We start from the raw sequence: 24,741 nt of genomic DNA on the forward strand, positions 1-24,741 counted from the left end.
TCCCAAATTCAGGAAAGCGACCATGTCCAGCACCACTCTGAACCCGTCCGAGATCAGCGAACTGATCAAGAGCCGCATCGAGCAGTTCAAGCTCGGCGCTGAGGCCCGCAACGAAGGCACCATCATCAGCGTGTCCGACGGCATCGTGCGCATCCACGGCCTGGCCGACGTGATGCAGGGCGAAATGATCGAACTGCCGGGCAACGCCTTCGCGCTCGCGCTGAACCTCGAGCGCGACTCGGTCGGCGCCGTGGTGCTCGGTGAATTCCAGCACCTGAAGGAAGGCGACACCGCCAAGACCACCGGCCGCATTCTCGAAGTGCCGGTCGGCCCTGAAATGCTCGGCCGCGTCGTCGACGCGCTGGGCAACCCGATCGACGGCAAGGGTCCGATCAATGCGAAGAAGACCTCGCCGATCGAGAAGGTCGCGCCGGGCGTGGTCTGGCGCAAGTCGGTCGACCAGCCGGTGCAGACCGGCTACAAGGCGATCGACTCGATGATCCCGATCGGCCGCGGCCAGCGCGAGCTGATCATCGGCGACCGCCAGACCGGCAAGACCGCGGTGGCGATCGACGCGATCATCAACCAGAAGGATTCGGGCATCTACAGCATCTACGTCGCGATCGGGCAGAAGCGCTCGTCGATCGCCAACGTGGTGCGCAAGCTCGAAGAGAACGGCGCGTTGGCCAACACCATCGTCGTCGTCGCCTCGGCCTCCGAATCGGCCGCGCTGCAGTACATCGCGCCGTATTCGGGCTGCGCCATGGGCGAGTACTTCCGCGATCGCGGCGAAGACGCGCTGATCGTGTACGACGACCTGTCCAAGCAGGCCGTGGCCTACCGCCAGATCTCGCTGCTGCTCAAGCGCCCGCCGGGCCGCGAAGCCTACCCGGGCGACGTGTTCTACCTGCACTCGCGCCTGCTCGAGCGCGCCGCGCGCGTCAACGAGGCCTACGTCGAGAAGGAGACCAACGGCGAGGTCAAGGGCAAGACCGGTTCGCTCACCGCGCTGCCGATCATCGAGACCCAGGCCGGCGACGTGTCCGCCTTCGTGCCCACCAACGTGATCTCGATCACCGACGGCCAGATCTTCCTGGAGACCGACCTGTTCAACGCCGGCATCCGTCCGGCCGTGAACGCCGGTATCTCGGTGTCGCGCGTGGGTGGCGCAGCGCAGACCAAGATCGTCAAGAAGCTCTCCGGCGGCGTGAAGCTGTCGCTGGCGCAGTTCCGCGAGCTGGCCGCGTTCGCGCAGTTCGCCTCGGACCTGGACCCGGCCACCCGCGCCCAGCTCGACCGCGGCCAGCGCGTGACCGAGCTGATGAAGCAGAAGCAGTACGCGCCGCTGTCGATCGCCGAGCTCGCGCTGTCGGTGTACGCCGCCGAGAAGGGCTACCTGGACGACCTGCCGGTCGCCAAGGTGCTGGATTTCGAGCGTGGCCTGCACGCCTTCTTCCATCAGAACCACGAGGAACTGATGAAGAAGATCGTCGCCACCGGCGACTGGAACGGCGAGATCGAGGGCGTCTTCAAGAGCGGCCTGGACGAGTACAAGAAGACGGGTAGTTGGTGAGGAAGCCGGGATTCGGGAGTCGGGATTCGTGATTCGGAAGAGCCTCGAACCCCAGCTTCTGCGAATCCCGAATCTCCAATCCCGAATCCCCGAGCGAGCATAGCGAGCGAGACACATGGCAAGCGGACGCGAAATCAAAACCAAGATCAAGAGCACGCAGAACATGCGCAAGGTGACGCGTGCGCTCGAGATGGTCTCGGCCTCGAAGATCCGCAAGGCGCAGGACCTGATGAAGGCCTCGCGTCCGTATGCGCGGATGATGCGCCGGGTGATCGCCCACGTGGCCCAGGCCAACACGGACTTCAAGCATCCGTTCCTGGTCGAGCGCGAGAACGTCGCGCGCGTGGCCTTCATCGTGATCTCCACCGACCGCGGCCTGTGCGGCGGCCTGAACTCCAACCTGTTCCGCCGCATCCTTCCCGCCGTGCGCGAGTGGCAGGACAAGGGCGTGCAGGTCGACGTGGTGGCGATCGGCCAGAAGGCGATCCAGTTCTTCCGCCGCATCAAGGGCGTCAACCTGGTCGGCAGCGTCAGCCACCTGGGCGAGCGGCCCAAGCTCGAGCAGCTGGTCGGCGTGATCAAGGTCGTGCTCGACGCCTACGCGGGCAACAACCTGGACCGCGTGTTCCTGGCCTACAACGACTTCGTCAACACCATGACGCAGAAGCCGATGGTCGACGCGCTGCTGCCGCTGCCGCTGGTGGCCGCCGAACTGGCCGCGCACCAGCAGGCCGGCGAGTCGGCGTACGCCGGCATCACGCTGGAGCAGACCCACGACTGGGATTACATCTATGAACCCGACGCCGCCGCGGTGCTCGAGCACGTGCTCGGCCGCTACGTGGAGTCGGTGGTGTACCAGGGCGTGCTGGAGAACCTCGCCAGCGAGCACGCCGCACGCATGGTCGCGATGAAGAGCGCCTCGGACAACGCCAACAAGGTCATCGCCGAACTGACCCTGAGCTACAACAAGGCGCGCCAGGCGGCGATCACGCAGGAAATTTCCGAAATCGTCGGCGGCGCGGCGGCGGTCTGATTCTCCCGGGAATGGTCAATAGCAAATAGGGAATCGAAAGAGCCGCGCGACGCGCTTTGACGATTTCCGATTCACGATTCCCCATTCCCGTACCCGAATACAAATTACGAGTGGAGCTACCACAAATGAGCCAGGGCAAAGTTGTTCAGATCATCGGCGCGGTCATCGACGTCGAGTTCGCGCGCGATCAGGTGCCGCAGGTGTACGACGCACTGAAGATCGACGGCATGGACATCACGCTGGAGGTCCAGCAGGTGCTGGGCGACGGCGTCGTCCGTACCATCGCACTGGGCTCCACCGAAGGCCTGCGTCGCGGCCTGGTCGCGCACAACACCGGCGAAGGCATCAAGGTGCCGGTCGGCAGCGCCACCCTCGGCCGCATCATGGACGTGCTGGGCAACCCGATCGACGAGGTTGGCCCGATCAACGCCGAGGACCACTGGGTCATCCACCGTGAGGCGCCGAGCTACGACGAGCAGGCCGCGGCCAATGAGCTGCTGGAAACCGGCATCAAGGTGATCGACCTGGTGTGCCCGTTCGCCAAGGGCGGCAAGGTCGGCCTGTTCGGCGGCGCCGGCGTGGGCAAGACGGTGAACATGCTGGAGCTGATCAACAACATCGCGACCCAGCACTCGGGCCTGTCGGTGTTCGCCGGCGTGGGCGAGCGTACCCGCGAGGGCAACGACTTCTACCACGAGATGCAGGACGCGGGCGTCGTGAAGCTCGACAACCTGCCCGAGTCGAAGGTGGCGATGGTCTACGGCCAGATGAACGAGCCGCCGGGCAACCGCCTGCGCGTGGCGCTGACCGGCCTGACCATGGCCGAGTACTTCCGCGACCAGAAGGATGCGTCCGGCAAGGGCAAGGACGTGCTGCTGTTCGTCGACAACATCTACCGCTACACCTTGGCCGGTACTGAGGTGTCCGCGCTGCTCGGCCGCATGCCGTCGGCGGTGGGCTACCAGCCGACCCTGGCCGAGGAAATGGGCGTGCTGCAGGAGCGCATCACCTCCACCAAGACCGGTTCGATCACCTCGATCCAGGCCGTGTACGTGCCTGCGGACGACCTGACCGACCCGTCGCCGGCGACCACCTTCGCGCATCTGGACGCGACCGTGGTGCTGTCGCGCAACATCGCCGCGCTCGGTATCTACCCGGCGGTGGATCCGCTGGATTCGACCAGCCGCCAGCTCGATCCGAACGTGATCGGCGCCGAGCACTACGACGTCGCCCGCCGCGTGCAGGGCACGCTGCAGCGCTACAAGGAACTCAAGGACATCATCGCGATCCTGGGCATGGACGAGCTGTCCGAGGAAGACAAGCAGGTCGTGTCGCGCGCGCGCAAGTGCGAGCGCTTCTTCAGCCAGCCGTTCCACGTGGCGGAAGTGTTCACCGGCGCGCCGGGCAAGTACGTGTCGCTGGCTGAGACCATCCGCGGCTTCAAGATGATCGTGGACGGCGACGTCGACCACCTGCCGGAGCAGGCGTTCTACATGGTCGGCGGCATCGACGAGGCGATCAAGAAGGGCGAGGAGATGTCGGCAAAGAATGCCGCTTAAGCGGCCGTCCGGGATTCGGCATTCGGGATTCGGGATTCGTAAAAGCGAAGCCCGCTCGGTCTGACGAATCCCAAATCCCGACACCCGAATCCCGTCGAGCAAAGCGAGACAACCCATGACCACCACCATCCGCGTCGAAGTCGTCAGCGCCGAAGCCGCGATCTACTCGGGCGAAGCCACGATGGTCGTCGCCACCGGCGACCAGGGCGAACTGGGCATCACGCCCCGCCACGCCCCGCTGATCACCCGCCTGAAGCCGGGCAAGGTCGTCGTGACCGAGGCCGGCGGCGAGAAGGTCGACATCTCGATCACCGGCGGCGGCATCCTGGAGGTGCAGCCGCACGCGGTCACCGTGCTGGCCGACACGGCCGTGCGCTCCGAGGAGATCGACGAGGCCGCCGCGCTGGCCGCCAAGAAGGAAGCCGAGGAAGCCCTGGCCAACCGCTCCGAGGACATCGACGTGGCCGAGGCACAGGCCAAGCTGGTCGCAGCGCTGACCCAGCTGCAGGCGCTCGAGCGCCTGCGCAGGAACCTCAAGCACTGACGGGCCGCCAGGGCCTGAAAGGAACTCCGGCCCTCGCGCCGGCGTTTTTTTTGTGCAGTCGGCTTGCTGTCCATCCCTCATCGAGGACCGGGTAGAAGGTTGGCGTGGGAGACCGCTCCGCGACGGGCGGTTTCCTGCGCGCCGGGCCCTCACGCGATCCTCTGGCGGGGGGAGGCGGGGAAGCACTGCCCGCGGTAGATTTGGTGCTTGCGGTCCCGCCCGCCAGGCTGTTCCGCGTCATCCAGGAAGGACCGAGCATGATCCGTGCGATCACCCTGCCCGCTGCCGCCGTCCTGCTGGCCGGCTGTGCCCACACCGCGCAGAAACCGTCGGCCGGGCCCGGCCTCGGCTCGGCCAGTTATCGCGTCGCGGACGATACCGGTCTGGCGCACTACGACCTTGCGATGGGACAGGTCGCCATGGGCGCCACGCTCGAGGCGCACCAGGCGCCCGTCTACCCCGAGGCCATGCTCGCCACATGCCCTGAGCGGGTCGAACTGCCGGCAAGGGTGATCGTCGGCATGCAAGGAAGCGTGGACGAAGTGCGGATGAGTCCGCCGCCGGCCCAGCAGGCCTTCGCCCAGGCAGTGCGGCAGGCCGTGCGGGGCTGGCGCTACACCCCGCTCACGATCACCCGCTGGGCCGCCAACGCGGACGGCACCAGCCATCCGGTGGACACCGAGGCCAAGCCCTTCAGCCTCGACTACGTGTTCACCTTCCGCTGCGAGCACGGCCATACCTCGGTGACCTCGGGCCCGGAGCAGGCCGCCCGCTGACAGCGTCACCTTGGACGCGACGCTTACACTCGCCCGCCTAGACTTCAAGGCGGACTGGGCTGCCAGGAGCGCGCATGAGACACGTTGCCCGCCGCACGCTGATCGTCGTGCTGGCCATCGTTGCGCTGCTGATGGTGGCGCGGCTGGCCCTGCCCTACGTGGTCAAGGATTACCTGAATCGCAGGATGGACCGCATGGGCGATTACCACGGGCACGTCGCCGACGTGGACATCCACCTCTGGCGCGGCGCCTACAGCCTGGGCGACCTTCGCATCGAAAAGGTCGACGGCAAGTTACCGGTCCCCTTCTTCTCCGCCGCCACCACCGACATCGCGATCAGCTGGCGCGCGCTCACCCACGGCACGGTCCGTGCCCGGGTCGACTTCGACCACGCCAGCCTCAACTTCGTCGACGGTGGGGACAAGGCGCCCAGCCAGGTAGGCACCGGCGTGGACTGGCGCCAGCAGCTCGAAGGACTGGTGCCGATCCGCCTGGACGAGGTGACCGTGCACCACAGCCAGGTGACCTTCCACAACTTCGTATCCCATCCCAAGGTGGACCTGAAGATGACCGACGTGGAGGCCACGGCGGTCAACCTGAGCAACGCCAATCGCAGCCATGGCAGCCGCGTGGCCGATTTCCACGCCACTGCGAAGGTGCTCGGCAACGCGCCGCTGATGGCGGATGCAAGCTTCGATCCGCTGGATCCGAAGCTGCTCGACTTCACCTTCGACCTGCGCATCAGGGACATCCAGCTCGAGCGCCTCAATGATCTTGCCCGCGCGTACGCCAAGCTCGACTTCGCCGGCGGCAGCGGCACCTTCGTGATGCAGTTGCAGGCACGCAACGGTGAACTCAACGGCTATGCCAAGCCGCTGCTGCACGACGTCAAGGTGTTCAGCTGGAAGCAGGACGTCGAGCAGGACGAGGAGAACCCGCTGCGGGTCGCCTGGGAGGCGGTCGCCAATGGCATCACCTGGCTGTTCAAGAACCACGAGAAGGACCAGTTCGCCACCCGGGTGCCGATCAGCGGACGCATCGACGACAAGGACCTCGGCGCCTGGCAGGCGGTGATCAACGTATTGCACAACGCGTTCGTGCAGGCCTATACGCCCAAGCTCGAAGACCTGGAGCCGGCGCCCGAGAAGAAGGACTGACCAGTCCGCTTCACGAACGCGCTGTTATCCTCGGCGGCCATCGAAAGCCTCCACTGGTACCCGCATGCCCGTTCCGCCCCTGCACGTCGTGATCCTCGCCGCCGGCGAGGGCAAGCGCATGAAATCCCGCAAGCCGAAGGTACTCATGCCGTTGGCGGGCAGGCCGCTGCTGGCGCACGTGCTGGACACCGCCCGGGCGCTGTCTCCGGACACGATCCACGTCGTCTATGGCCACGCCGGCGAACAGGTGCGAGCCGCCTTCGCCGCAGCCCCGGACATCGAATGGGTCGAACAGGCCGAACGCCTGGGCACCGGCCATGCCGTGGCGCAGGCGCTGGCCCATGTCCCCGACGGCGCCCGTGTGCTGGTGCTCTACGGCGACGTGCCGCTGCTGCGCGCCGAAACGCTGGCGCCGCTGCTGGCCGCCAGGCGCCTCGCGCTGCTGGCCATCGTGCTGGACAACCCCTGCGGCTACGGCCGCGTGCAGCGCGACGCCGAGGGTCGTGTCGCGGGGGTGGTGGAGGAGAAGGATGCCGACGCCGCGCAGCGCGCCATCCGCCTGGTCAACACCGGCATCCTCGCCGGCGAGGCTGCCGCGCTGCGCAGCTGGATCGGGCGGCTGGAGCGCAACAACGCGCAGGGCGAGTACTACCTCACCGACGTCTTTGCGATGGCCGCCGCCGAGGGCTGCCCCGCCGACTGCATCGAGTGCGCCGATCCGGTCGAGGCGGCCGGTGCCAACAACCCGCTGCAACTGACCGAACTGGAAGACCACCATCGCCGCCGCGCGACCGGCGAGCTGCTGCTGGCGGGCGTGCGCATGGCCGATCCGTTGCGGCTGGACGTGCGCGGCCAGGTGCAGGCCGGCATGGACGTGGAGCTGGATGTCGACGTGGTGCTGGAAGGCCGCGTGTCGCTCGGCGACGACGTGCGCGTGGGCCCGTTCGTGCGCCTCAAGGACGTGCAGCTGGCCGCCGGCACCGTGGTGCTGGCGCATTGTGACCTGGAGGGCGTGGTCACCCACGGCCCCTGCGCCATCGGCCCGTTCGCGCGCCTGCGCACGGGCACCGAGCTCGCCGCCGGCGTGCACATCGGCAACTTCGTCGAGACCAAGCAGGCCTACCTGGGCGAAGGCAGCAAGGCCAACCACCTCACCTACCTGGGCGATGCGCGCATTGGCGCGGGCGTCAACGTCGGCGCAGGCACCATCACCTGCAACTACGACGGCGCCAACAAGCACCTGACACGGATCGGGGACGGCGCCTTCATCGGTTCCAACAGCGCGCTGGTGGCGCCGGTGACGATCGGCGCCAACGCCACCATCGGTGCCGGTTCGGTGATCACCAAGGATGCGCCCGAGGGCGAACTCACGCTCGGACGCGGGCGGCAGCAGACCGTCCCGGGCTACAGGCGGCCCGTGAAGAAAACGAAACCGTAGGAAACGCACCTGCGCGCAACCGCAGGCTGGACGAGCCCGTCAGTCGTGCAGGGCCGGCGCCGGGCGGGACGCGATTCACCCCGGGCGCCTCGGGGGCGGCTGCCAGTGCACGAGCGCACCTGTGCGCGACGGCCACGCATGGTCGGGCCACGCGGTCGCGGACAGGCGCTTCCGCAACCGCGAACCGCATCTTCCGGTGAAGCCTCAGGCGTAACGCCAGCCGTCGATTTCCACCAGCAACTCCCTGCGGCAGATGTCGCCGTGCAGCAGCAGCACGGGCACGCCGGGCAGGCGGTGGGCGATGAACTCGCGCACCTGCGCAGCATCGGCGGGATGGCGCACGTAGGCCTTCAGCGGCGACTGGGTATCGAAGCCGGACGCCAGCCGCCCGTGCGCCAGCAGCGCCTCCAGATTGGTGAAGGTCTCCTCCAGCTGTGCCTGCAGGTCGTCCTGGTGCGCGGAGGCATGGCCAACCACCGCCGCGGTACCGGAAATGGCCAGCGCATCCCGTGCCGGCAGCAGCATCGCGCGTGCGAAGCTCGGCGGCGTGCGGCCGTACTGCCGGGGATAGCACCAGGCGCTGACCTGGCGCGGATTCTCGATCCGCTCGCCCGGCTGGTCGCAGGCCAGCAGGTAAACCTGCAGGCGCCCGCTGGGGCCGTGGTGACCGATCGCGGTGGCTGCCGGGAAGCCCTCGGCAAAAAAATCGCCCATGCCGGTGGCGCGACCCTCGCAGAAGAGCTTGTAACGCTCGGCGTCGCCCTCGCCCCGGTTGATCGCTTCCAGGTAATTCCAGATGCGCAGCACATGGCGCTCGGGGCGGCTCTCGACCAACCGGCGCAATGCCTCGTAGGCATGCGTGGCCGCCGGGCAGGGGCCGCCATGGTCGGCCTCGTCCACGTCCACTGCGGCGAACAGCCAGCCGCCGCCGGCCGCCCAGCGCACGTCGCCGTCGCGGCCGTGGGTCACCGCGGCATCCACTTGCCACAGCTCCAGCGAGGTGGGCGCATCGAAGCTTTCCAGCGCCACGCGGAACCAGCGCGGGTCCTCTTCCACCGGGTGGGCGTTGCCGAAACCGAACACCGCCAGCGTGCCGTCTTCGGCCAGCACGGTCGCCACGTCACCACTGCGGTAGGCGACCCGCGGCGCGCGGCGCGGCAGCGGTTCGGCCAGTGCGTTTTCACAACCCTGCATCATGCCTTGCAAACCCGGAGCAACAGGGTTGCTATGTTACACTCCGCGCCTGTTGCCGCCGGGGGGAGGCACGCATGGGGTACGGAAAAAAGCATGGCAGAACAGACCGCGGCCCAGCACGAGCTGGCCACCTTGATCGTACAAAGCCTGAACCTGGAATCGGTTGCGCCCGAGCAGATCGAACCGGATGCTCCGCTGTTCGGTGGCGACCTTGGCCTGGATTCGATCGACGCCCTGGAAATCGCGCTGGCAGTGTCCAAGCGCTACGGCTTCCAGCTGCGTTCGGACAATCCGGACAACAAGCGCATCTTCACCAGCCTGGCCACACTCTCGGCGCACGTCGAGCAGAATCGCGCTGCCTGAGCCGGCGCGCCGGCGTCCTCGTGACGCCCTCGCCCACCCATCGCGCGGATCATCGTTCTTTCCAACCCTGATGCACGCGCACGTCATGTCCGATCTCCGGCGCCCCGGTGGGCGCCCGCTACCGCTGTTGCTCGCCTACCCGTTGCTGGCCCTCGCCGGTGCGTTGCTGCACCGGCAGGTTCTGTCGCTGGCGGCGCTGTCGCTGCTGCTGGGCCTGCTGTGGTGGCCAGCGCTGCGCGAACGCCGCCCCGGCGCCTGGTTGCTGTGGCTGGGCCTGTCGGGCGTCATAGCCTGGCTCGCCGCGCGGGACCTGGCCTCGCTGCTGCTCGACGCGGTGCCGGTACTGTTGAACCTGCTGCTGGCCTGGATATTCGGGCGGACCCTGCGGGCCGGCCGGCAGCCGCTGGTGGCGCAATTCGTCGAGGCGATCGAAGGGCCGCAGCGGTTGCTCCTGCCGGGCGTCGCTCCGTACGCGCGCCGGCTTACCGCATTCTGGAGCGTCCTGCTGACCGGCCAGGCGCTGCTGCTGGGCACGCTGCTGACCTGCCAGGTCCCGGGCGGCCTGCTCGAACGCATGGGCGTGGTCCCGCCATGGCCGCTGCCGCAGGCATGGGTGCAGGGCTACGTGCACCTGGGGGCCTACCTGCTGATCGCGGTGGTGTTCGCGCTGGAGTACCTGTTCCGTCGCTGGCACCTTCGGCACTTGCCGCACCTGGGTCTGCATGATTTGTTGCACCGGCTGGCATTACGCTGGCCCCAGCTGATCCGCGGCAGGAACCGCGCGCCATGAGCATCGACAGCTATCACGCCACCTTTTCCTTTCCCGCCGGGCACCCGAGCCTGCCGGGCCATTTCCCCGGCCGCCCGCTGGTCGCCGGCGTGCTGTTGCTGGAGAAGGTCGCCGAGGCCCTGCGCGCCTGGCGCGGCCAGCGGCTGGCCTGCGTGCGCGAGGCCAAGTTCGTCGCGCCGCTCCAACCGGAAGAGTCCGCCGAACTGCAATTGACGCCGGCCGGCGCGCAGGTACGCTTCGAGCTTCGCCGCGACGGCATCCTGCTGGCCCGCGGCCTGGTCGAGGGAGCGGCGGACGCATGACCCATCACTGGCAGACCCGGCCCGAAGGCGGCGGACGCTTCGCGCTGTGGCTGATCCGCAACATCGCGCTGTACGGCGGGCGGCGGTTCGGGCGGCTGTTCCTGTACCCGATCACGCTGTACTTCTTCCTGCGCCGCGGTCCGGAGCGCGCGGCCTCGCGCGCGTACCTGTCCCGCGTGTTCGGCCGCCGCGCCTCGGCCTGGCAGGTGATGCGGCACATCCACTGCTTCGCCGCCACGATCATGGACCGGATCTTCCTGCTCGCGCACGGCGAGAAGAGCTTCGAGATCGAGACCGTCGGGCTGGAGCTGCTCGACGAGCGCCTGGCGCGCGGACACGGCGTGCTGCTGTTCGGCTCGCACCAGGGCAGCTTCGAAGCCCTGCGGGCGATCGGCGCGCGTCGCCCGCAAATGCCGCTGCGCGTGCTGCTGGACAAGCAGAAGACCCCGGCGATGACCGAACTGCTCGAGGCGCTGGCGCCGGAAGTGGGCGCCTGCGTGATCGATGCCTCGCAGGATGGCACCTCGATCACCCTGGCCATCGCCGAAGCGTGCCGGCAGGGCGCGCTGGTCGCGCTGCTGGCCGATCGCGGGCGCAGCCACGAGGCGTTGCGGCACGCGCCGTTCCTGGGCCAGCCCGCGCCGTTCCCGGTCGGCCCCTGGCTTCTGGCCCATTCGCTGAAGGTGCCGGTGGTGCTGTGCTTCGGGCTCTACCTGGGCGGCCGCCGCTACCGGCTGGTGTTCGAGCCGCTGGCCGAGCAGGTGGACATCCCGCGCCATGCCCGCGGTCCGGCACTGGACGCGCTCATCGCACGTTACGCCCAGCGGCTGGAGCATTACGTGCACGTGGCCCCCTACAACTGGTTCAATTTCTATGACTTCTGGCAGCAAGATCGGCGCGGCGCTGTGCATTCTGATCCTGGCCTGCTCGGCGAACGCCTCGGCACCTGATGCCACCGACACGCTGATCGGGCAGCTGGGCCACCCCGCGCCGGCGCGCACCGCGTTTGCCGAAGCGCGCTTCATGCAGGTACTGGACCGGCCGCTGGTGGTCTCCGGCGAGCTGGCCTGGCTGGGCGGCGATACGCTCGTGCGCCACGTCTCCAAGCCGCATGAGGAAACCGCGCGCATCGCCGACGGCAAGGTCACGCAGCAGCGCGAAGGCAAGGGCGAGCGCAGCTTCTCGCTGGAGCGCGCGCCGCAGCTGAAGGTGCTGGTCGACAGCTTCGTGGCGCTGCTCGGTGGCGACCCGCGCCGCCTGCGCCAGGCCTTCGCGATCGCCCGTCGCGGCGACGCCACGGGTGCCTGGACGCTGATCCTCACGCCGCGCGACCTGGAGGTCGCGCGCACGGTGGCCACCATCCGCATCGACGGCGAGGGCAAGGAGGCGCGCTGCATGTGGATGCAGGAAGCGGATGGCGATGTCGCCGTCGACCTGCTCGGGAGCCTGGCCGCGAAGATGCCGGCCGAGCCGACCCGCGAGGCGCTCGCCGCGCTCTGCAAGGGCGCCTGACATGCCGCTGCGCGCGCGCGTCGCGCTGCTGGCCGGATGGCTGCTCGTCCTTGCCCTGCTCGGGCTGTGGGTGGTGAAACACCTGCAGGTCAGTTCCGACCTGCGCAGCTTCATGCCCGCGCCGACCACGCCTGACCAGCGCCTGCTGATGGAGCAGGTGGGCGAGGGCCCCGGCTCGCGCCTGCTGCTTCTGGCGATCAGCGGCAGCGACGAGGCCACGCTGGCGAAGCTGAGCCAGGCACTCGCCAGCAAGCTCAAGGCCGATCCGCGTTACGCGCAGGTGCTCAACGGAAGCTTCGATCTCACCGCGCTCGATCCGGAGTTGCTGCCCTACCGCTACCTGCTCTCGCCCACGCTCGACTCGCATGCGTTCGATGCGGGCTTCCTCGCCGACGAGCTGCAACAGCGCCTGGACGAGCTCGGTTCGCCCGCGGCCAGCCTGTTCAAGGGCCTGTTGCCGCGCGATCCCTCGCTGGAGGTGCTCAAGCTCGCGCAGCGCTGGGCGCCGGCACGCTCGCCGCAGATCCGCGATGGCGTGTGGTTCTCGCCGCAGGGCGAGGCGCTGCTGCTGGTGCAGACCCACGCACCCGGTTTCGACCCGGACGCGCAGCAGGCGGCCATCGCCGGCATCGAACAGACGTTGCACGCATTGCCGGGCGGGCGCGACGCGAAGCTCGTCGTCTCGGGACCCGGCTACTTCAGCGTGGTCGCCAGCACGCAGACCCGCGAGCAGGCCGACTGGATCGGGCGGATCTCGACCATCGGCTTCATCGCCCTGCTGCTGCTGGCCTACCGCAGCATCGGTTCGCTGCTACTCGCCGCGCTGCCGGTCGCCAGCGGTGCGCTGGCCGGCATCGCCGCGCTGACCTTGATCTACCCGCAGGTGCACGGAATCACGCTGGCGTTCGGCTTCACCCTGCTCGGCGTGGCGCAGGAGTATCCGATCCGCGTACTGAGTCACCGCCGTGCCGGCGAAGATGCGCTGGCGAGCGTGCGCGACCTGTGGCCGCTGCTGCTCACCGCGATCGCCTCGGCGTGCATCGCCTACCTCGCTTTCTATGCCTCGGGCGTCAGCGGCCTGCAGCAGCTGGCCGTGTTCACCATCGTCGGCCTGCTCGCCGCCGGCTTCAGCACGCGCTACCTGCTTCCCTACCTGCTGCCGGCGCGCGTCCGCGACGTCGCCGCGCTACCGTGGCTCAAGCGCCTGCGCACGGCGGTCGACGCGCTGCCGCGCCCGCGCTGGATACCCTGGGCCGTGGCCGGACTGATCGTGGCGCTGCTCGCGCTGGGGCGCGGGCCCTTCTGGCAGAACGACCTGGCCGCGCTCACCCCGCTGCCCACCGATCTGCTGCTGCGCGACGCGCGCCTGCGCGCGGCACTGGGCGCGCCGGACGTGCGCTACCTGCTGGTGCTGGAGGCCGCCACGCCCGAGGCCGTGCTCGCGCTGTCCGAAAGACTCGAACCGGAGGTCGACGCGCTGGTCGCGGCCAAGGCGGTCGATGCGATCGAACTGCCCTCGCGCTACCTGCCCAGCGCGGCGACCCAGCGCGCGCGCCAGCAGAAGCTGCCGGACCGGGCGGCGCTTGAGCAATCCCTCGCCGAGGCCACCGACGGGCTGCCGTTCCGGCACGACTTGTTCGTGCCGTTCGTGGCCGACGTGCAAACCGCGCGCGGCCTCGAACCGCTCACGCCACAGGCGTTCGCGGCCAGTCCGCTGGGCCAGCGCCTGGCCGCGATGCTGGTCGAGCGCGACGGTCACTGGCTGGGCCTGGGCACGGTCAGCGGCGTGCACGATGCCGCCGCGCTGGCGGCGCTGGCCCGCGACAGCGGCGGGGCCGTGCGCATGCTGGACCTCAAGGGCGCGGCCGAATCGCTGGTGGTCGCCTACCGCACGCGCATCCTGCAGGCGCTCCTCGCCGCCACGATCCTGCTGGTGCTCACCATCAGCCTGGCCCTGCGCAGCCTGCGCCGAGCGTGGCACGTGCTCGCGCCGATGACCCTGGCGACCTTCCTGGTGCTGGCGGTCGAGCGCGTGGCGGGCGTGCAGGTCTCGTTGTTCCACCTGGTCGCGCTGATCCTGGCCGGCGGTCTGGGGCTGCACTACGCGCTGTTCTTCGAGCGCGACACCGGTGATCCCGCCGAGCAGCGGCGCACGCTGCATGCCACGCTGGTATGCGTGCTGTCCGCGCTGCTGGTGTTCGGCATGCTCGCCTGGGCCACCATCCCGGTGCTGCGCGCGATCGGCCTCACCGTGAGCCTGGGCGTGGCCTTCCACTTCTGCCTTTCGATCCTGATGGCGCCGCATGCGCAGGCCGGACATGCTGCCGAAGAGTGACTGGGCCAACCTGATCCCGCACGCCGGCGACATGTGCCTGCTCGATGCCGTGCTCCATTGGGACGTGGACACCATCCACGCCACCAGCGAGGGTCATGCCCAGGCCGGCAACCCGCTGCGCGGCGCGGAGGGCCTGCACGCGGTGCACCTGGCCGAGTACGGTGCGCAGGCGATGGCCGTGCACGGGGCCTTGCGCGCGCGGGCGCGCGGTATCGAAACGGCGCGCCCCGGCATGCTGGTGAGCCTGCGCGAGGTGCGCCTGGCGGTCGAGCATGTTCCGCCGCATGGACGCCTGGACGTCCATGCGCAGTGTCTCTATGCCGATGACGCCGGCGCGCAGTACGCCTTCCGCGTCGAGCACGGCGGCCAGCTTCTGGCCAGCGGTCGCGCCGCGGTGATCCATCCCGGAGGACCGATGCCATGAGCATGAACACCTCTTCCCGCCGCGCCCTGGTCACCGGCGGCAGCGGTGACCTCGGCGGCGCGATCTGCCGTGCGCTGGCGACGGCCGGCTACCAGGTGATCGTGCACGCCAACAGCTCGCCCGGACGCGCCGAAGCGCTGGCGGCGGCAATCCGCGAGGAAGGCGGGCAGGCCAGTGCGATCGCCTTCGACGTGACCGATGGCGCGGCCACGCAAGCCGCGCTGGAAAGCCTGCTGGCTGGCGGGCCGATCCATGCCGTGGTGAGCAATGCCGGCGTGCACGATGACGCGCCGATGGCCGGCATGCGTGCCGAACAGTGGCAGCGGGTCATCGACATCTCGCTCAACGGCTTCTTCCACGTCGTGCAGCCGCTGTTGCTGCCGATGGCGCGCACGCGTTTCGGCCGCGTGGTGGCGGTGGGCTCGGTGGCCGGACAGATCGGCAACCGCGGCCAGGCCAATTACGCCGCGGCCAAGGCCGGCCTGCACGGCGCGGTGAAGTCGCTGGCGCGCGAGATGGCCTCGCGCGGCATCACCGCCAATGTGGTGGCGCCCGGGGTGCTCGAGGGACGGATGACCGGCGAGACCTTCCCGCCCGAGCGCATCCGCGAGATGGTGCCGGCGCAGCGCGCCGGCAAGCCCGAGGAAGTCGCTGCGCTGGTGGCGTTCCTCTGCTCGGACGCCGCCGGCTACATCAACGGCCAGGTGATCGGGGTCAACGGCGGCATGGCCTGACGGCGCCGATAACCTCTCTTTCCCGCACCTTCGTCAGCGCGGAAGGTGTCGGCCGGTGGATGGGATGCCGTTCCTTCCGGACGGCATCCGATGGGCTTCCTGACGGCCGCCCCATCCGCTCTTCGGGCATCTTTCCCGTCGGCGGGGAAGGATCCGGTCGGTCAGCCCTGGACCAGCTGTGCCTTGCCGTCGCGGATCGCCTGTTCCAGCAACTGCTGCAACTGCTGAGCGGCCTTGTGGGAGATGTCCTGCTGGCGTTGCGCGAGCTTCTGCTGCTGCGCTTCGAACGCCGCCTGCTGCGATTCCAGCTCACGCTGCCTGGCGGCGATGTCCTTGCGCGCGCCGGCGTGCCGCTGCTCGAGCCGGGCCTGTCGCTGCTCGAGCGCACGCTGGCGCGCCTCGTGTGCCCGGACGGCAGCTGCGTCCGGGCCTGAGCCGACGGCCACCGCTTCGGCGGCGAGCTCGGCCGCCTCGCCGGCAAGTTCGGCCTGTTCGCTGGCGAAGGCGGCGTCGCGTTCGGCCAGTCCCGCCTGCAGGCCGGCCAGCCGTCCCTGTTGCCCGGCCAACCTGCCCTGCTCGCTCGCCATGTCGGTCACTGGCGCATAGATCGCCTTGGCCCGGGCGACCACGGCCGGATCGTGCACGACATAGGCCTTGCCCTCGTGGCGGAACCAGACCAGCGGGTCGTCACCGTGGCGCATCCGCTGTGCCGCGGACACGTCGGCGCGGGTGCCGCTGATGATCGTGGTGTCGCCATCGAAGATCGCCACGCCGCTGCGTGCGCCCGCATCGGCGGCGATGTGTACCTGGTTGCCGGAGCTGGCCAGGCTCGGCGGCAAGGGCGGCGGCGCGGGCGGAGCCGGTGGCGCCGGTGGGGCCGGAGGGGCCGGCGGGGGCGGCGGCGGGACGCGGACATGCGCTGCCCGGGTGGAAGGCGCCGCTTGCGCGGCGGGTGATGCGGGCGCCGCGGGTGCCGCCTGCGCGGCCGGGAGCGGCGTTGCGGCCTGTGCCGGGCTGGCGGGCGCCTTGGCGTTGCCGGCGGTGACCCGATAGGGCAGCACGCCGGCCACCGCGATCGCGACAAGCAGCAGCCAGCCGCGGCTGCGGCGGGACGTGGCCTCGATGTGCTGCAACATGGTCAGTCGCCTCTTGAGGTTGTGGAACGTGGGGGAAGCCCCGGCCAGGCCGGAGGGGAGCGGTGTGGCTACGCCCAGCCGCAGCAGCAGCCGGCCGTAGGCCTGTGGGGCGCCGCCGGTCGCGGCCAGCGCCTGGGCGTCGCAGGCGGCCTCGCGGCTGAGCGCGTATTCGCGCATCGCCCAGGCCACCAGCGGGTGGAAGAAGAACAGCCGTTGCGCCAGCGCGGGAACCCAGCCCAGCCACAGGTCGCCGCGGCGCAGATGCGCCAGTTCGTGCGCGATGGCCATCGCCGTTTCCTCGTCGGTGAGGCGCGCGTCGGCCGGGAACAAGACCAGCGGACGCCAGGCGCCGATCACCTGCGGCGAGCCGATGGTCGGCGAGAGTGCGAGCTGCGGCGCGCGGCGCAGACCCAGCCGGCCTGCCAGAGCCTGGCAGGCGCCCTGCCAGGCCGGTGGCGCCGGCTGCGCGCCCTGGCGCGCCCGTGCGGCATGCCAGCGCTGCCGCGCGACCAGCGCGATCTGCAGCGCCACGCCGGCGAGCCAGGCCGCGAGCAGCAGGCGAACCCATGGGAACGGCGGCTTCGGCAGGGGCGGGTCGAACGCCGGCACGGCCGAAACGGGCGTGGTGCGTGTTGCCATCGGCAGCATCGCGACCGGCGGCGCGGGCGTGACCGCGACCGGCGCGTCCGTGGACGCCGGCAGCCAGCGCAGCTGCAGCGGCGAGTGCCAGGCCAGGCCCAGTACCAGCTGCGCGCCGACCAGCCACCAGAGCATGCAGCGCACCGCGGCCGGCAGCCGCGGGAGCAGGCGGCAGGCCAGGGCGACCGCGCCGATCAGCAGGCACGCCTGTGCCGAAGTCCACAGCAGGCGGGCCGAAAGCGTGTCCAGCAAGGTGGCGAAGATGGGCATGGCTCAGGACTCCTTGCGCCGCGATTGCAACTGCGCCACCAGCGCCTCCAGCTCGGCCAGCTCGGCATCGCTCACTTCGGCGCGTTCAGACAGGTAGGCGACGAACGGCGAGACCGAGCCGCTCAGGGTCTTCTCCACGAAGCTGCCGACCGCGTGGCGCATGGCCTCGCCCGGCGCGGTGGCCGGGCTGTAACGGTAGATGCCGCCGGCCTGGCGGCGCTTGAGGTAACCCTTGCCGCGCAGGCGCGCCATCATGGTCAGCACGGTCGAGCGGGCCAGCCCGCGCGCCTCGCCGAAGCCGGCGGCAACCTCGCCGACCGAGGCGGGGGCGTGTTCGGCCAGGTAATGGAGCAGGGCGAGTTCCTGGTCACCGATGGACGGGCGGGGCATGGCGGCTTTCCTGACTACAGTTGTAGTCAAGCTAGCCATGACTACAGCTGTAGTCAATAGGCCGGTGGTCAGGCCTCCCCGCGGAAGGGCATTCGAGGAGGCCGGGATTGCAGTGGAGCATGGCGGAGCCGCCTGGCGCCCTCTCCCCTGCCGGGAGAGGGCCGGGGTGAGGGGCAAGGCTTGCGGGGACGCAGCGGCGGGGCAAAGCCTCCCCGTGCCAGACATGCCGGCCAATCCCCGTCCTCACCCCGAGCCTGCCCCCCGCAGGGGAGCGGGCCGATCTGTGGCGAAGGAACGCCCCGGGGGCTATGGCGCGGGGACGCGGGTCGCCCCGGTGAAGATCACCTGCCACCGCCCGTCGCGCTCGCGCCAGATGTCGGCGAACCGAAGGCGCACCTTGTAGGGCTTGCCCCCGCTGGTGCCCTCGAGCGTGACCACGCCGCCGAGCACGGCGCCTCCGGGCCAGTGGCGCACGACTTCGTCCTCCACCGTGAACGGCTTCATCGAGGTGCCCGGCGCGGTGTAGTCGTGGATGAAGGCGGCCTTGTCCTCGACCAGGCCGCGGCTGTTGAAGAGCACGTAGTCGTCGGCAAGCAGCCGTGCGAGCGCCGCACCGTTCCCCTGCATCTGTGCCCGGTCGAACTCGGCCACCGCCCGGGCGAGCGCCGGCGGCAACATGGGGTGGGGAGCGGTGGCGCGCGCGTCGTGCATCTGCACCGCGGCGACGAGGGAGAACAGGATGGCGGCGGTCTTCATGGCGTACTCCCGTGGGGACGTCGGCCAAGCTAGCGATCGCGAGGCCGCGTCGCTATCAAATACCTGCTCGCGCGCGTGGCCGTGCGCAGCCGCATCCGTGCCGCCGCGGGCGTCAGCCCGATGTGCCGGCGGAACGCCGCGCCGAAATGGCTGTGGTGGCTGAAGCCGAGCTCGCACGCCAGCGCGGCCAGGTCGCTCGCGCCGCCGGCAAGGCGTTCGAGCGCGAGCGCGAGGCGGATGCGCGTGCGGTAGTCCCCCAGGCTCAGGCCGAACGCACGGCGGAACACGCGCGCCAGGTGGAAGGGCGAACAGCCCACGCGCGCGGCCAGCGCTGCGAGGTCGGCGTCGTCGGCAGGATCGGCGAGCAGCAGCTCCCTCGCGCGTGTCGCCAGGCGTCGGGCGGGCGGCGACAGCGTGTCTTCGCACGGCGCCGCGCGATGCAGGATCGCGTGGCACAGCGAGCTGGCCGCTTCCTCCACCGCCAGGCGATCGGCGTCGCGGCGTGCCAGCGCGGCGTGCAGCGCACGATGGAGGTACTGGTCGGCGGGGCTCATCCCGCGCGCCGCATCGGCCGTGCCGCGCAGGCGGCGGCCGAACAACTCGTCCTCGTGCTCGGGCGCGACTTCGAAACAGCTGCAGGCATCGCCGCCCTCGAACGGGTGCGAGACGCGATAGCTGTCGCCGGCGCGATAGAGCAGCGCGGTGGCCGGATCGCCCAGGAAGGTCGCGCCACCCAGGTGGTAGCCGAAACCGCCGCGGCGCAGCAGCGCCAGATGCGTGCGCTCCTCGCCGCGCTCGCAACCGCAGCCACCGCGCGGATGGCGGCATTCGATGCCGGTGATCCGCAGCAGCGGGCTGTCGAACAGTACGGTGACGTCGGCCAGGCTCATCGGTTCCCCGCGCACGCAGGACGCGAGCCTCTCAGAACGCCATGTCGAACGCCACCTCCCCCTGCACGCCGACCTGGTAGGCCGACACGCGCCGCTCGAAGAAGTTGGTGACCTCCTGCACGTCCTGCAGGTCCATGAAGTCGAAAGGGTTGGTGGCACCGTACTGCTTCGGCAGCCCGAGCTGCGCCAGGCGCTGGTCGGCGCAATACTCCAGGTACTGGCGCATGTCCCTGACCGACAGGCCGGCCACGCCGCCGGAAAGCACGTCCTGCGCGAACAGGGTCTCGCAGGCGATGGCTTCCTCGAGCATCTGCCCGACCTGCATGCGCAGTTCGTCGTCGAACAGCTCCGGCTCCTCCGTGCGCACGGTGCGCACCACCTCGAACGCGAACGCCATGTGGCCCGACTCGTCGCGAAACACCCAGTTGGTGCCCGAGGCCAGGCCGTGCAGCAGCCCGCGCGAGCGCAGGTAGTAGACGTAGGCGAAGGCGGCGTAGAAGAACAGGCCCTCGATGCAGGCGGCGAAGCAGATCAGGTTGAGCAGGAACTGCCGGCGCTGCTCGCGTGTCTCGATGCGACGCAGGTGCTGGACCGAGTCGATCCACTTGAAGCAGAAGTCGCCCTTGGCGCGGATCGAGGGGATGCTCTCGATCGCGGCGAACGCCTTGTGCCGCTCGGCCGGGTCGGGGATGTAGCTGTCCAGCAGCGTCAGGTAGAACTGCACGTGCAGCGCTTCCTCGTAGAGCTGGCGCGAGAGGTACATGCGCGCCTCGGGCGCGTTGACGTGCTGGTAGAGGTTGAGCACCAGGTTGTTGGCCACGATGGTGTCGCCGGTGGCGAAGAAGGCGACCAGGCGCTGGATCAGGTGGCGCTCGGCCGGATTCATCCTGCCGTCGAGGTCGGCAAGGTCGGGCGCGAAGTCGACCTCGTCCACCGTCCAGGTGTTGCGGATGGCGGCGCGATACATTTCGTAGAACGCCGGGTAGCGCATCGGGCGCAGGGTGAGCGCGTAGCCGGGGTCGAGCAGTTGGCTGGTCATGGGTGCCTCGGTGTTTTCCTTCTCCCTCCGGGGGAAGGTGCCCTCGCAGGGGCGGATGAGGGTGCGGGGCATGCCGGGATCTCGGGGCGCGCGGCCCTTCGACTCCGGCGCTGCGCGCCTGTCAGGGTGAACGGATCGGGCTGGCGCCGGCGCGCCCTTGCAGGGGCGCACTCCGTGCGCGACCGGATCGCCAGATCGCGTGGTCCGTGGCAAGGGCCGACCCGTCGGCCCGATCCCTCTCCCGGTGGCAGAGAGGTTTCAAGGCCCGCGGTCGTAGTCGTCGTGGACGAACTTGCTGATGTAGGTGGCCAGGCCCTCGCCGGCCTGTGCGAGGATCTGCATGTTCCGCACGTGCCCGGCCCCGGCGCTCGCGGCGGAGTACAGGTAGTCCCTGCCGCTGGCGAACCGCACCCGGATCCAGTCCGGGCCGAGCTCGTAGGCGGCGACACCCGAATGGCCGTCCGGATTGCGATAAGGCTGCATGCGTGTCTCCGCTCACTGGCAGGCCTCGCAATACTCCGGATTCTCCAGTGAACAGGACACCGCCGTGCTCGCCTGTTGCGGGTCCGGCGCGTGGACCGTGGTCTTGGCGATCCTGGTCGCCGGCCGCGAGCGCAGGTAGTAGGTCGTCTTGATGCCCGCCTTCCACGCGTACATGTACATCGAGGAAAGCTGCCCGATGTTGGGGTTCTCCATGAACAGGTTCAGCGACTGGCTCTGGTCGATGTAGGCGCCGCGCGCGGCGGCGAGATCGATCAAGGCCTTCTGGGGCAGCTCCCACACGGTCCGGTAGACCTGGCGCAGGCGTTCGGGTATCGCCGCGATACCCTGGATGGAACCGTCGGCGAGCTTGATCGCATCGCGCACCTCGGTCGTCCACAGCCCCAGCGTCTTCAGCTCCTCGACCAGGTAGCGGTTGACCACCAGGAAGTCGCCCGACAGCGTCTCGCGCTTGAACAGGTTGGATACCTGCGGCTCGATGCACTCGTAACAGCCGGCGATCGAGGCAATGGTCGCGGTGGGCGCGATCGCGACCAGCAGCGAGTTGCGCAGGCCGCTGTCCCGGATGCGCTGGCGCAGGGCTTCCCAGCGCGCGGGCCCGCTGACCGAGGCCTGCGGCCAGTAGTCGAACTGCAGCTCGCCGCGCGCGGCACGGGTCTGGCCGAAGCCGGGGTGCGCGCCGGCCTGTCCGGCCAGCGTGCAGGACGCGTCCAGCGCATGGAAGTAGATCTCTTCGGCGATGCGGGTGGACAGTGCCAGCGCCTCGGGCGAATCGAACGGCAACCGCAACTGGAAGAACACGTCCTGCAGACCCATCACGCCCAGCCCCACGGGGCGCCACTTCTGGTTGGCGCGCCGGGCCGTGGCGATCGGGTAGAAGTTGAGGTCGATCACCCGGTCGAGCTGGCGCACCGCGGTGCGCACGGTGTCGGCGAGCTTGCCGAAGTCGAACGCGCCCTCGCTCACGTGGCGCGCCAGGTTGATCGAGCCGAGGTTGCATACCGCCGTCTCGTCCGTGCAGGTGACTTCCAGGATCTCCGTGCACAGGTTGGACAGGTGGATGACGTTGTCCGGCTCGGCCGTCTGGTTGCCGGTGGCGTTGCAGCGGTCCTTGAACGTCATCCAGCCGTTGCCGGTCTGCGCCAGCGTGCGGAGCATGCGTGCGTAAAGCTCGCGCGCCCTGATCGTCTTCACGGCGAGCCCCGCTGCCTCCGCCTCGAAGTAGGCGCGCTCGAAGGCCACGCCCCACAGGTCGACCAGCTGCGGCACGGCCTTCGGGTCGAACAGCGACCAGTCGGCATCGGCCTCGACGCGGCGCATGAACTCGTCGGGGATCCAGTTGGCGAGGTTGAGGTTGTGCGTGCGCCGCGCCTCGTCGCCGGTGTTGTCGCGCAGCTCCAGGAACTCCTCGACGTCGGCATGCCAGGGCTCGACGTACACGCAGCACGCGCCCTTGCGCTTGCCGCCCTGGTTGACCGCGGCTACCGAGGCGTCGAGCGTCTTCAGCCACGGCACCAGGCCGTTGGAGTGGCCGTTGGTACCGCGGATCAGCGAGCCGCGCGAGCGCACGCGGGTGAACGACAGGCCGATGCCACCGGCGAACTTGGACAGCTTGGCGACGTCCGCGTACCGGTCGTAGATCGCCTCCAGCGAATCGGCCGGCGAATCGAGCAGGAAGCACGAGGAGAGCTGCTCATGCGCGGTGCCGGCGTTGAACAGCGTGGGCGAACTGGGGATGTAGTCGAGCGCGCAGAACAGGCGATAGAGCTCCAGTGCCTCGCCCACGTCGTTGCCGCCGAGCGCGCAGCCGATACGCATGAAGAAGTGCTGCGGCGTCTCGATCACCTTGCGCGTCTGCGGATGGCGCAGCAGGTAGCGGTCGTACACCGTGCGCAGGCCGAAGTACTCGAAGCGGCGCGTGGCCAGCGGATCGATCGCATCGTTCAACTTGCGCGCGTGCGCGGCGACGAAATCGCGCAGGCGCGCGTTGAGCAGGCCCAGTTCTGCACCGCGCGCGATCGACTGCGAGAAGCTCTGGATCTCCTGCCCGCGCACTTCCTTGTCGATGTAGGCGCCGAGCAGGCGCGCGGCGAGCTGGCCGTACTCGGGTTCCTCGGCGGTGAGGGCGGCGGCGGTGCGGATCGAGAGCTGGTCCAGCTCCGCCGTACTGGCGCCGTCGTACAGGCCGCCGATGGTTTTCTGCGCCACTCGCAGCGGGTCGACCGCGTGCAGGCCGTCGGCATTGCGCATCACCGCGCGCACGATCTTGTTGACGTCCACGCTTTCGGTGGCGCCATTGCGCTTGGTCACGCGCATCTGTGCGGGGCTGTGCGGCGGGGTCAGGGCAAAGCGGTCGTCGGCACGCAACGCGGCCGTGCCTTCGTGCGAAGGGGTGTCGAGGGTGTCCATGCGGAGCTCCGGAAGGGAAGCCGCCGCGCCGGTACGGAGGAGAACGCACCGACGCGACGGTTCCGAAAACGTCAAACGCCTGCTCCCGCGCGCAGGGCCTGAGGGCTCGCTTCCGATGGACGGCACGCCCCACGCGGTCGCCGTAGCGCCCGCATGCAACGCGCCTCCCCTCGGAAGCGGCTACCCGCGCCGGGCTGCATCAGGGTCGGACGGGCGCGTCTCACCGGGCGCGACCGCCGGCCCGTGGGCCCGGCGTGTCGGCAGGTCTTCGGACTCGCGGACACCGGATCGCTCGATCCGACCTACTTGCCCTCGCTTCCCGGGCGCTGCGGCCCAGTGCATGTGAGGACGTTCGTTTCCGCTTACCGCTGCGGGGCAGTTCCGGATTCGCACCGGATTCCCTTTTCAGCCCGGCCGACAGTCGCGTCTGGACGGGCACCGACGCGCACAACATATCGTGCGTACCTGATCCGGTCAACCCAAGATGTGGTGGCGAGCGGCAAGGGCGCGCCCGGCATGGAGGACCGGGTCAGGCCGCGTCGGTGCGCAGGCAATGGCGCTCGTAGGCCGGGTACAGGCGTACTTCCTCGCGGGTCCAGCGCCGGTTGAGCAGGCCCATCAGGCGGCCGTAGTGGCGCGCGAAGGCCAGGTCGTCGCCGCCGTGCTGCCAGCTGTCGAAGAAGGCGAGGATCTCGCCAGACAGTTGCCGCATTTCGTCCGCGTAGGTCTGCGCCAGCGCCTGCGTGGCGTCGGTGCGATGCAGCGACGGATACAGCTCGGCATCTTCCTGGCGCAGGTGTTCGACGATCAGCGCGCGCGCCTGGCGCAGTCGTTCGCGACCGGCCTCCGAGCCGATGCCGAGCTGGCGGACTTCATCGAGCAGCCGGCGCATCTGCACGTGCTGGTCGCGCAAGAGATCAGTGAGTGGTTGCATTGGGGGGACTTCCGTTCGGGAGCCCGCAGTGTGTGCGGCGATG

The 24,741-nt window shown here is 69.5% G+C and carries 24 protein-coding genes and 1 riboswitch; of the genes, 15 read left to right on the top strand and 9 right to left on the bottom strand.

All coding sequences use genetic code 11. From position 1 onward, the window contains the following. Positions 1–22: 22 nt before the first annotated feature. From atpA to glmU, 7 genes are all read left to right on the top strand, one after another. Positions 23–1,573 carry a F0F1 ATP synthase subunit alpha gene (atpA, locus tag LQ771_RS15665; protein ID WP_231350305.1) on the top strand — a complete coding sequence of 517 codons (1,551 nt, stop codon included), beginning with the start codon at positions 23–25 and terminating at the stop codon, positions 1,571–1,573. Positions 1,574–1,688: 115 nt separating this feature from the next. Further along, positions 1,689–2,606 (top strand): F0F1 ATP synthase subunit gamma, encoded by a 918-nt coding sequence (atpG, locus tag LQ771_RS15670; RefSeq protein ID WP_231350306.1) that lies wholly within the window; start codon positions 1,689–1,691, stop codon positions 2,604–2,606. A gap of 125 nt (positions 2,607–2,731) precedes the next feature. Next, positions 2,732–4,165: a F0F1 ATP synthase subunit beta gene (gene atpD, locus LQ771_RS15675; protein ID WP_231350307.1), complete on the top strand. Its 1,434-nt coding sequence runs from the start codon at positions 2,732–2,734 to the stop codon at positions 4,163–4,165. A 115-nt stretch (positions 4,166–4,280) separates the two neighbouring features. Beyond that, a complete protein-coding gene (locus LQ771_RS15680; RefSeq protein WP_231350308.1) occupies positions 4,281–4,709 on the top strand; it encodes a F0F1 ATP synthase subunit epsilon in 429 nt (142 codons plus the stop codon). 257 nt (positions 4,710–4,966) lie between these two features. Beyond that, positions 4,967–5,485, top strand: coding sequence for an energy transducer TonB (locus LQ771_RS15685; protein ID WP_231350309.1), 519 nt, complete (start codon positions 4,967–4,969; stop codon positions 5,483–5,485). 74 nt (positions 5,486–5,559) lie between these two features. Continuing rightward, entirely contained in the window at positions 5,560–6,642 is a 1,083-nt protein-coding gene (locus LQ771_RS15690; RefSeq protein ID WP_231350310.1) for an AsmA family protein, read from the top strand. Between the two features lie 64 nt (positions 6,643–6,706). Next, positions 6,707–8,080 carry a bifunctional UDP-N-acetylglucosamine diphosphorylase/glucosamine-1-phosphate N-acetyltransferase GlmU gene (gene glmU / locus LQ771_RS15695; protein WP_231350311.1) on the top strand — a complete coding sequence of 458 codons (1,374 nt, stop codon included), beginning with the start codon at positions 6,707–6,709 and terminating at the stop codon, positions 8,078–8,080. A gap of 204 nt (positions 8,081–8,284) precedes the next feature. Here the strand turns inward: glmU and LQ771_RS15700 are convergent, their stop codons facing one another. Beyond that, complete coding sequence (locus tag LQ771_RS15700) at positions 8,285–9,277, bottom strand: chorismate transformation FkbO/Hyg5 family protein (RefSeq protein ID WP_231350312.1); 993 nt, start codon at positions 9,275–9,277, stop codon at positions 8,285–8,287. 90 nt (positions 9,278–9,367) lie between these two features. Here LQ771_RS15700 and LQ771_RS15705 point away from each other — a divergent pair, with 90 nt between their 5' ends. From LQ771_RS15705 to fabG, 8 genes are all read left to right on the top strand, one after another. Beyond that, positions 9,368–9,637, top strand: a complete 270-nt coding sequence (locus LQ771_RS15705; RefSeq protein ID WP_231350313.1) for a phosphopantetheine-binding protein — start codon at positions 9,368–9,370, stop codon at positions 9,635–9,637. An 85-nt stretch (positions 9,638–9,722) separates the two neighbouring features. Further along, on the top strand, positions 9,723–10,427 hold the full coding sequence (locus tag LQ771_RS15710; RefSeq protein ID WP_231350314.1) for a COG4648 family protein: 705 nt from the start codon (positions 9,723–9,725) through the stop codon (positions 10,425–10,427). Further along, entirely contained in the window at positions 10,424–10,729 is a 306-nt protein-coding gene (locus LQ771_RS15715) for an ApeI family dehydratase (RefSeq protein ID WP_231350315.1), read from the top strand. Before LQ771_RS15710 ends, LQ771_RS15715 begins: the two co-directional genes overlap by 4 nt. Further along, the gene (locus tag LQ771_RS15720) at positions 10,726–11,679 is read left to right on the top strand and encodes a lysophospholipid acyltransferase family protein (RefSeq protein WP_231350316.1); all 954 of its coding nucleotides are present in this window, start codon (positions 10,726–10,728) and stop codon (positions 11,677–11,679) included. Before LQ771_RS15715 ends, LQ771_RS15720 begins: the two co-directional genes overlap by 4 nt. Beyond that, on the top strand, positions 11,603–12,241 hold the full coding sequence (locus LQ771_RS15725) for a LolA-related protein (RefSeq protein ID WP_231350317.1): 639 nt from the start codon (positions 11,603–11,605) through the stop codon (positions 12,239–12,241). The genes LQ771_RS15720 and LQ771_RS15725 overlap by 77 nt, the downstream gene beginning before the upstream one ends. Before the next feature lies 1 nt (position 12,242). Continuing rightward, positions 12,243–14,576, top strand: a complete 2,334-nt coding sequence (locus LQ771_RS15730) for an MMPL family transporter (protein WP_231350318.1) — start codon at positions 12,243–12,245, stop codon at positions 14,574–14,576. Further along, positions 14,560–15,000, top strand: coding sequence for a hotdog family protein (locus LQ771_RS15735; protein WP_231350319.1), 441 nt, complete (start codon positions 14,560–14,562; stop codon positions 14,998–15,000). Before LQ771_RS15730 ends, LQ771_RS15735 begins: the two co-directional genes overlap by 17 nt. A gap of 2 nt (positions 15,001–15,002) precedes the next feature. Beyond that, positions 15,003–15,734, top strand: coding sequence for a 3-oxoacyl-ACP reductase FabG (fabG, locus tag LQ771_RS15740; RefSeq protein WP_231351940.1), 732 nt, complete (start codon positions 15,003–15,005; stop codon positions 15,732–15,734). A 161-nt stretch (positions 15,735–15,895) separates the two neighbouring features. Here the strand turns inward: fabG and LQ771_RS15745 are convergent, their stop codons facing one another. From LQ771_RS15745 to LQ771_RS15780, 8 genes are all read right to left on the bottom strand, one after another. Next, on the bottom strand, positions 15,896–17,779 hold the full coding sequence (locus LQ771_RS15745) for a M56 family metallopeptidase (RefSeq protein ID WP_231350320.1): 1,884 nt from the start codon (positions 17,777–17,779) through the stop codon (positions 15,896–15,898). A gap of 3 nt (positions 17,780–17,782) precedes the next feature. Beyond that, on the bottom strand, positions 17,783–18,169 hold the full coding sequence (locus tag LQ771_RS15750; RefSeq protein ID WP_231350321.1) for a BlaI/MecI/CopY family transcriptional regulator: 387 nt from the start codon (positions 18,167–18,169) through the stop codon (positions 17,783–17,785). Between the two features lie 306 nt (positions 18,170–18,475). Beyond that, positions 18,476–18,925: a nuclear transport factor 2 family protein gene (locus LQ771_RS15755; RefSeq protein WP_231350322.1), complete on the bottom strand. Its 450-nt coding sequence runs from the start codon at positions 18,923–18,925 to the stop codon at positions 18,476–18,478. A gap of 29 nt (positions 18,926–18,954) precedes the next feature. Then, entirely contained in the window at positions 18,955–19,815 is an 861-nt protein-coding gene (locus tag LQ771_RS15760) for a helix-turn-helix transcriptional regulator (protein ID WP_231350323.1), read from the bottom strand. 31 nt (positions 19,816–19,846) lie between these two features. After that, positions 19,847–20,854, bottom strand: a complete 1,008-nt coding sequence (locus LQ771_RS15765; RefSeq protein WP_231350324.1) for a ribonucleotide-diphosphate reductase subunit beta — start codon at positions 20,852–20,854, stop codon at positions 19,847–19,849. 258 nt (positions 20,855–21,112) lie between these two features. Then, positions 21,113–21,337 carry a hypothetical protein gene (locus LQ771_RS15770; protein WP_231350325.1) on the bottom strand — a complete coding sequence of 75 codons (225 nt, stop codon included), beginning with the start codon at positions 21,335–21,337 and terminating at the stop codon, positions 21,113–21,115. Positions 21,338–21,349: 12 nt separating this feature from the next. After that, positions 21,350–23,764 (bottom strand): ribonucleoside-diphosphate reductase subunit alpha, encoded by a 2,415-nt coding sequence (locus tag LQ771_RS15775; protein WP_231350326.1) that lies wholly within the window; start codon positions 23,762–23,764, stop codon positions 21,350–21,352. A gap of 242 nt (positions 23,765–24,006) precedes the next feature. Then, positions 24,007–24,222: riboswitch (cobalamin riboswitch) on the bottom strand. Positions 24,223–24,293: 71 nt separating this feature from the next. Then, on the bottom strand, positions 24,294–24,698 hold the full coding sequence (locus tag LQ771_RS15780; protein WP_231350327.1) for a hemerythrin domain-containing protein: 405 nt from the start codon (positions 24,696–24,698) through the stop codon (positions 24,294–24,296). Positions 24,699–24,741 lie beyond the last annotated feature (43 nt).

Origin of the sequence: Frateuria soli (assembly GCF_021117385.1) — a bacterium.
GTDB lineage: Bacteria > Pseudomonadota > Gammaproteobacteria > Xanthomonadales > Rhodanobacteraceae > Frateuria_A > Frateuria_A soli.

Bases quoted from the DNA above. Each gene is read 5' to 3' on its own strand.
- atpA (WP_231350305.1), top strand. From the start codon at position 23: ATGTCCAGCACCACTCTGAACCCGTCCGAGATCAGCGAACTGATCAAG.
- atpG (WP_231350306.1), top strand. From the start codon at position 1,689: ATGGCAAGCGGACGCGAAATCAAAACCAAGATCAAGAGCACGCAGAAC.
- atpD (WP_231350307.1), top strand. From the start codon at position 2,732: ATGAGCCAGGGCAAAGTTGTTCAGATCATCGGCGCGGTCATCGACGTC.
- LQ771_RS15680 (WP_231350308.1), top strand. From the start codon at position 4,281: ATGACCACCACCATCCGCGTCGAAGTCGTCAGCGCCGAAGCCGCGATC.
- LQ771_RS15685 (WP_231350309.1), top strand. From the start codon at position 4,967: ATGATCCGTGCGATCACCCTGCCCGCTGCCGCCGTCCTGCTGGCCGGC.
- LQ771_RS15690 (WP_231350310.1), top strand. From the start codon at position 5,560: ATGAGACACGTTGCCCGCCGCACGCTGATCGTCGTGCTGGCCATCGTT.
- glmU (WP_231350311.1), top strand. From the start codon at position 6,707: ATGCCCGTTCCGCCCCTGCACGTCGTGATCCTCGCCGCCGGCGAGGGC.
- LQ771_RS15700 (WP_231350312.1), bottom strand. From the start codon at position 9,277: ATGATGCAGGGTTGTGAAAACGCACTGGCCGAACCGCTGCCGCGCCGC.
- LQ771_RS15705 (WP_231350313.1), top strand. From the start codon at position 9,368: ATGGCAGAACAGACCGCGGCCCAGCACGAGCTGGCCACCTTGATCGTA.
- LQ771_RS15710 (WP_231350314.1), top strand. From the start codon at position 9,723: ATGTCCGATCTCCGGCGCCCCGGTGGGCGCCCGCTACCGCTGTTGCTC.
- LQ771_RS15715 (WP_231350315.1), top strand. From the start codon at position 10,424: ATGAGCATCGACAGCTATCACGCCACCTTTTCCTTTCCCGCCGGGCAC.
- LQ771_RS15720 (WP_231350316.1), top strand. From the start codon at position 10,726: ATGACCCATCACTGGCAGACCCGGCCCGAAGGCGGCGGACGCTTCGCG.
- LQ771_RS15725 (WP_231350317.1), top strand. From the start codon at position 11,603: ATGACTTCTGGCAGCAAGATCGGCGCGGCGCTGTGCATTCTGATCCTG.
- LQ771_RS15730 (WP_231350318.1), top strand. From the start codon at position 12,243: ATGCCGCTGCGCGCGCGCGTCGCGCTGCTGGCCGGATGGCTGCTCGTC.
- LQ771_RS15735 (WP_231350319.1), top strand. From the start codon at position 14,560: ATGCTGCCGAAGAGTGACTGGGCCAACCTGATCCCGCACGCCGGCGAC.
- fabG (WP_231351940.1), top strand. From the start codon at position 15,003: ATGAACACCTCTTCCCGCCGCGCCCTGGTCACCGGCGGCAGCGGTGAC.
- LQ771_RS15745 (WP_231350320.1), bottom strand. From the start codon at position 17,779: ATGCCCATCTTCGCCACCTTGCTGGACACGCTTTCGGCCCGCCTGCTG.
- LQ771_RS15750 (WP_231350321.1), bottom strand. From the start codon at position 18,169: ATGCCCCGCCCGTCCATCGGTGACCAGGAACTCGCCCTGCTCCATTAC.
- LQ771_RS15755 (WP_231350322.1), bottom strand. From the start codon at position 18,925: ATGAAGACCGCCGCCATCCTGTTCTCCCTCGTCGCCGCGGTGCAGATG.
- LQ771_RS15760 (WP_231350323.1), bottom strand. From the start codon at position 19,815: ATGAGCCTGGCCGACGTCACCGTACTGTTCGACAGCCCGCTGCTGCGG.
- LQ771_RS15765 (WP_231350324.1), bottom strand. From the start codon at position 20,854: ATGACCAGCCAACTGCTCGACCCCGGCTACGCGCTCACCCTGCGCCCG.
- LQ771_RS15770 (WP_231350325.1), bottom strand. From the start codon at position 21,337: ATGCAGCCTTATCGCAATCCGGACGGCCATTCGGGTGTCGCCGCCTAC.
- LQ771_RS15775 (WP_231350326.1), bottom strand. From the start codon at position 23,764: ATGGACACCCTCGACACCCCTTCGCACGAAGGCACGGCCGCGTTGCGT.
- LQ771_RS15780 (WP_231350327.1), bottom strand. From the start codon at position 24,698: ATGCAACCACTCACTGATCTCTTGCGCGACCAGCACGTGCAGATGCGC.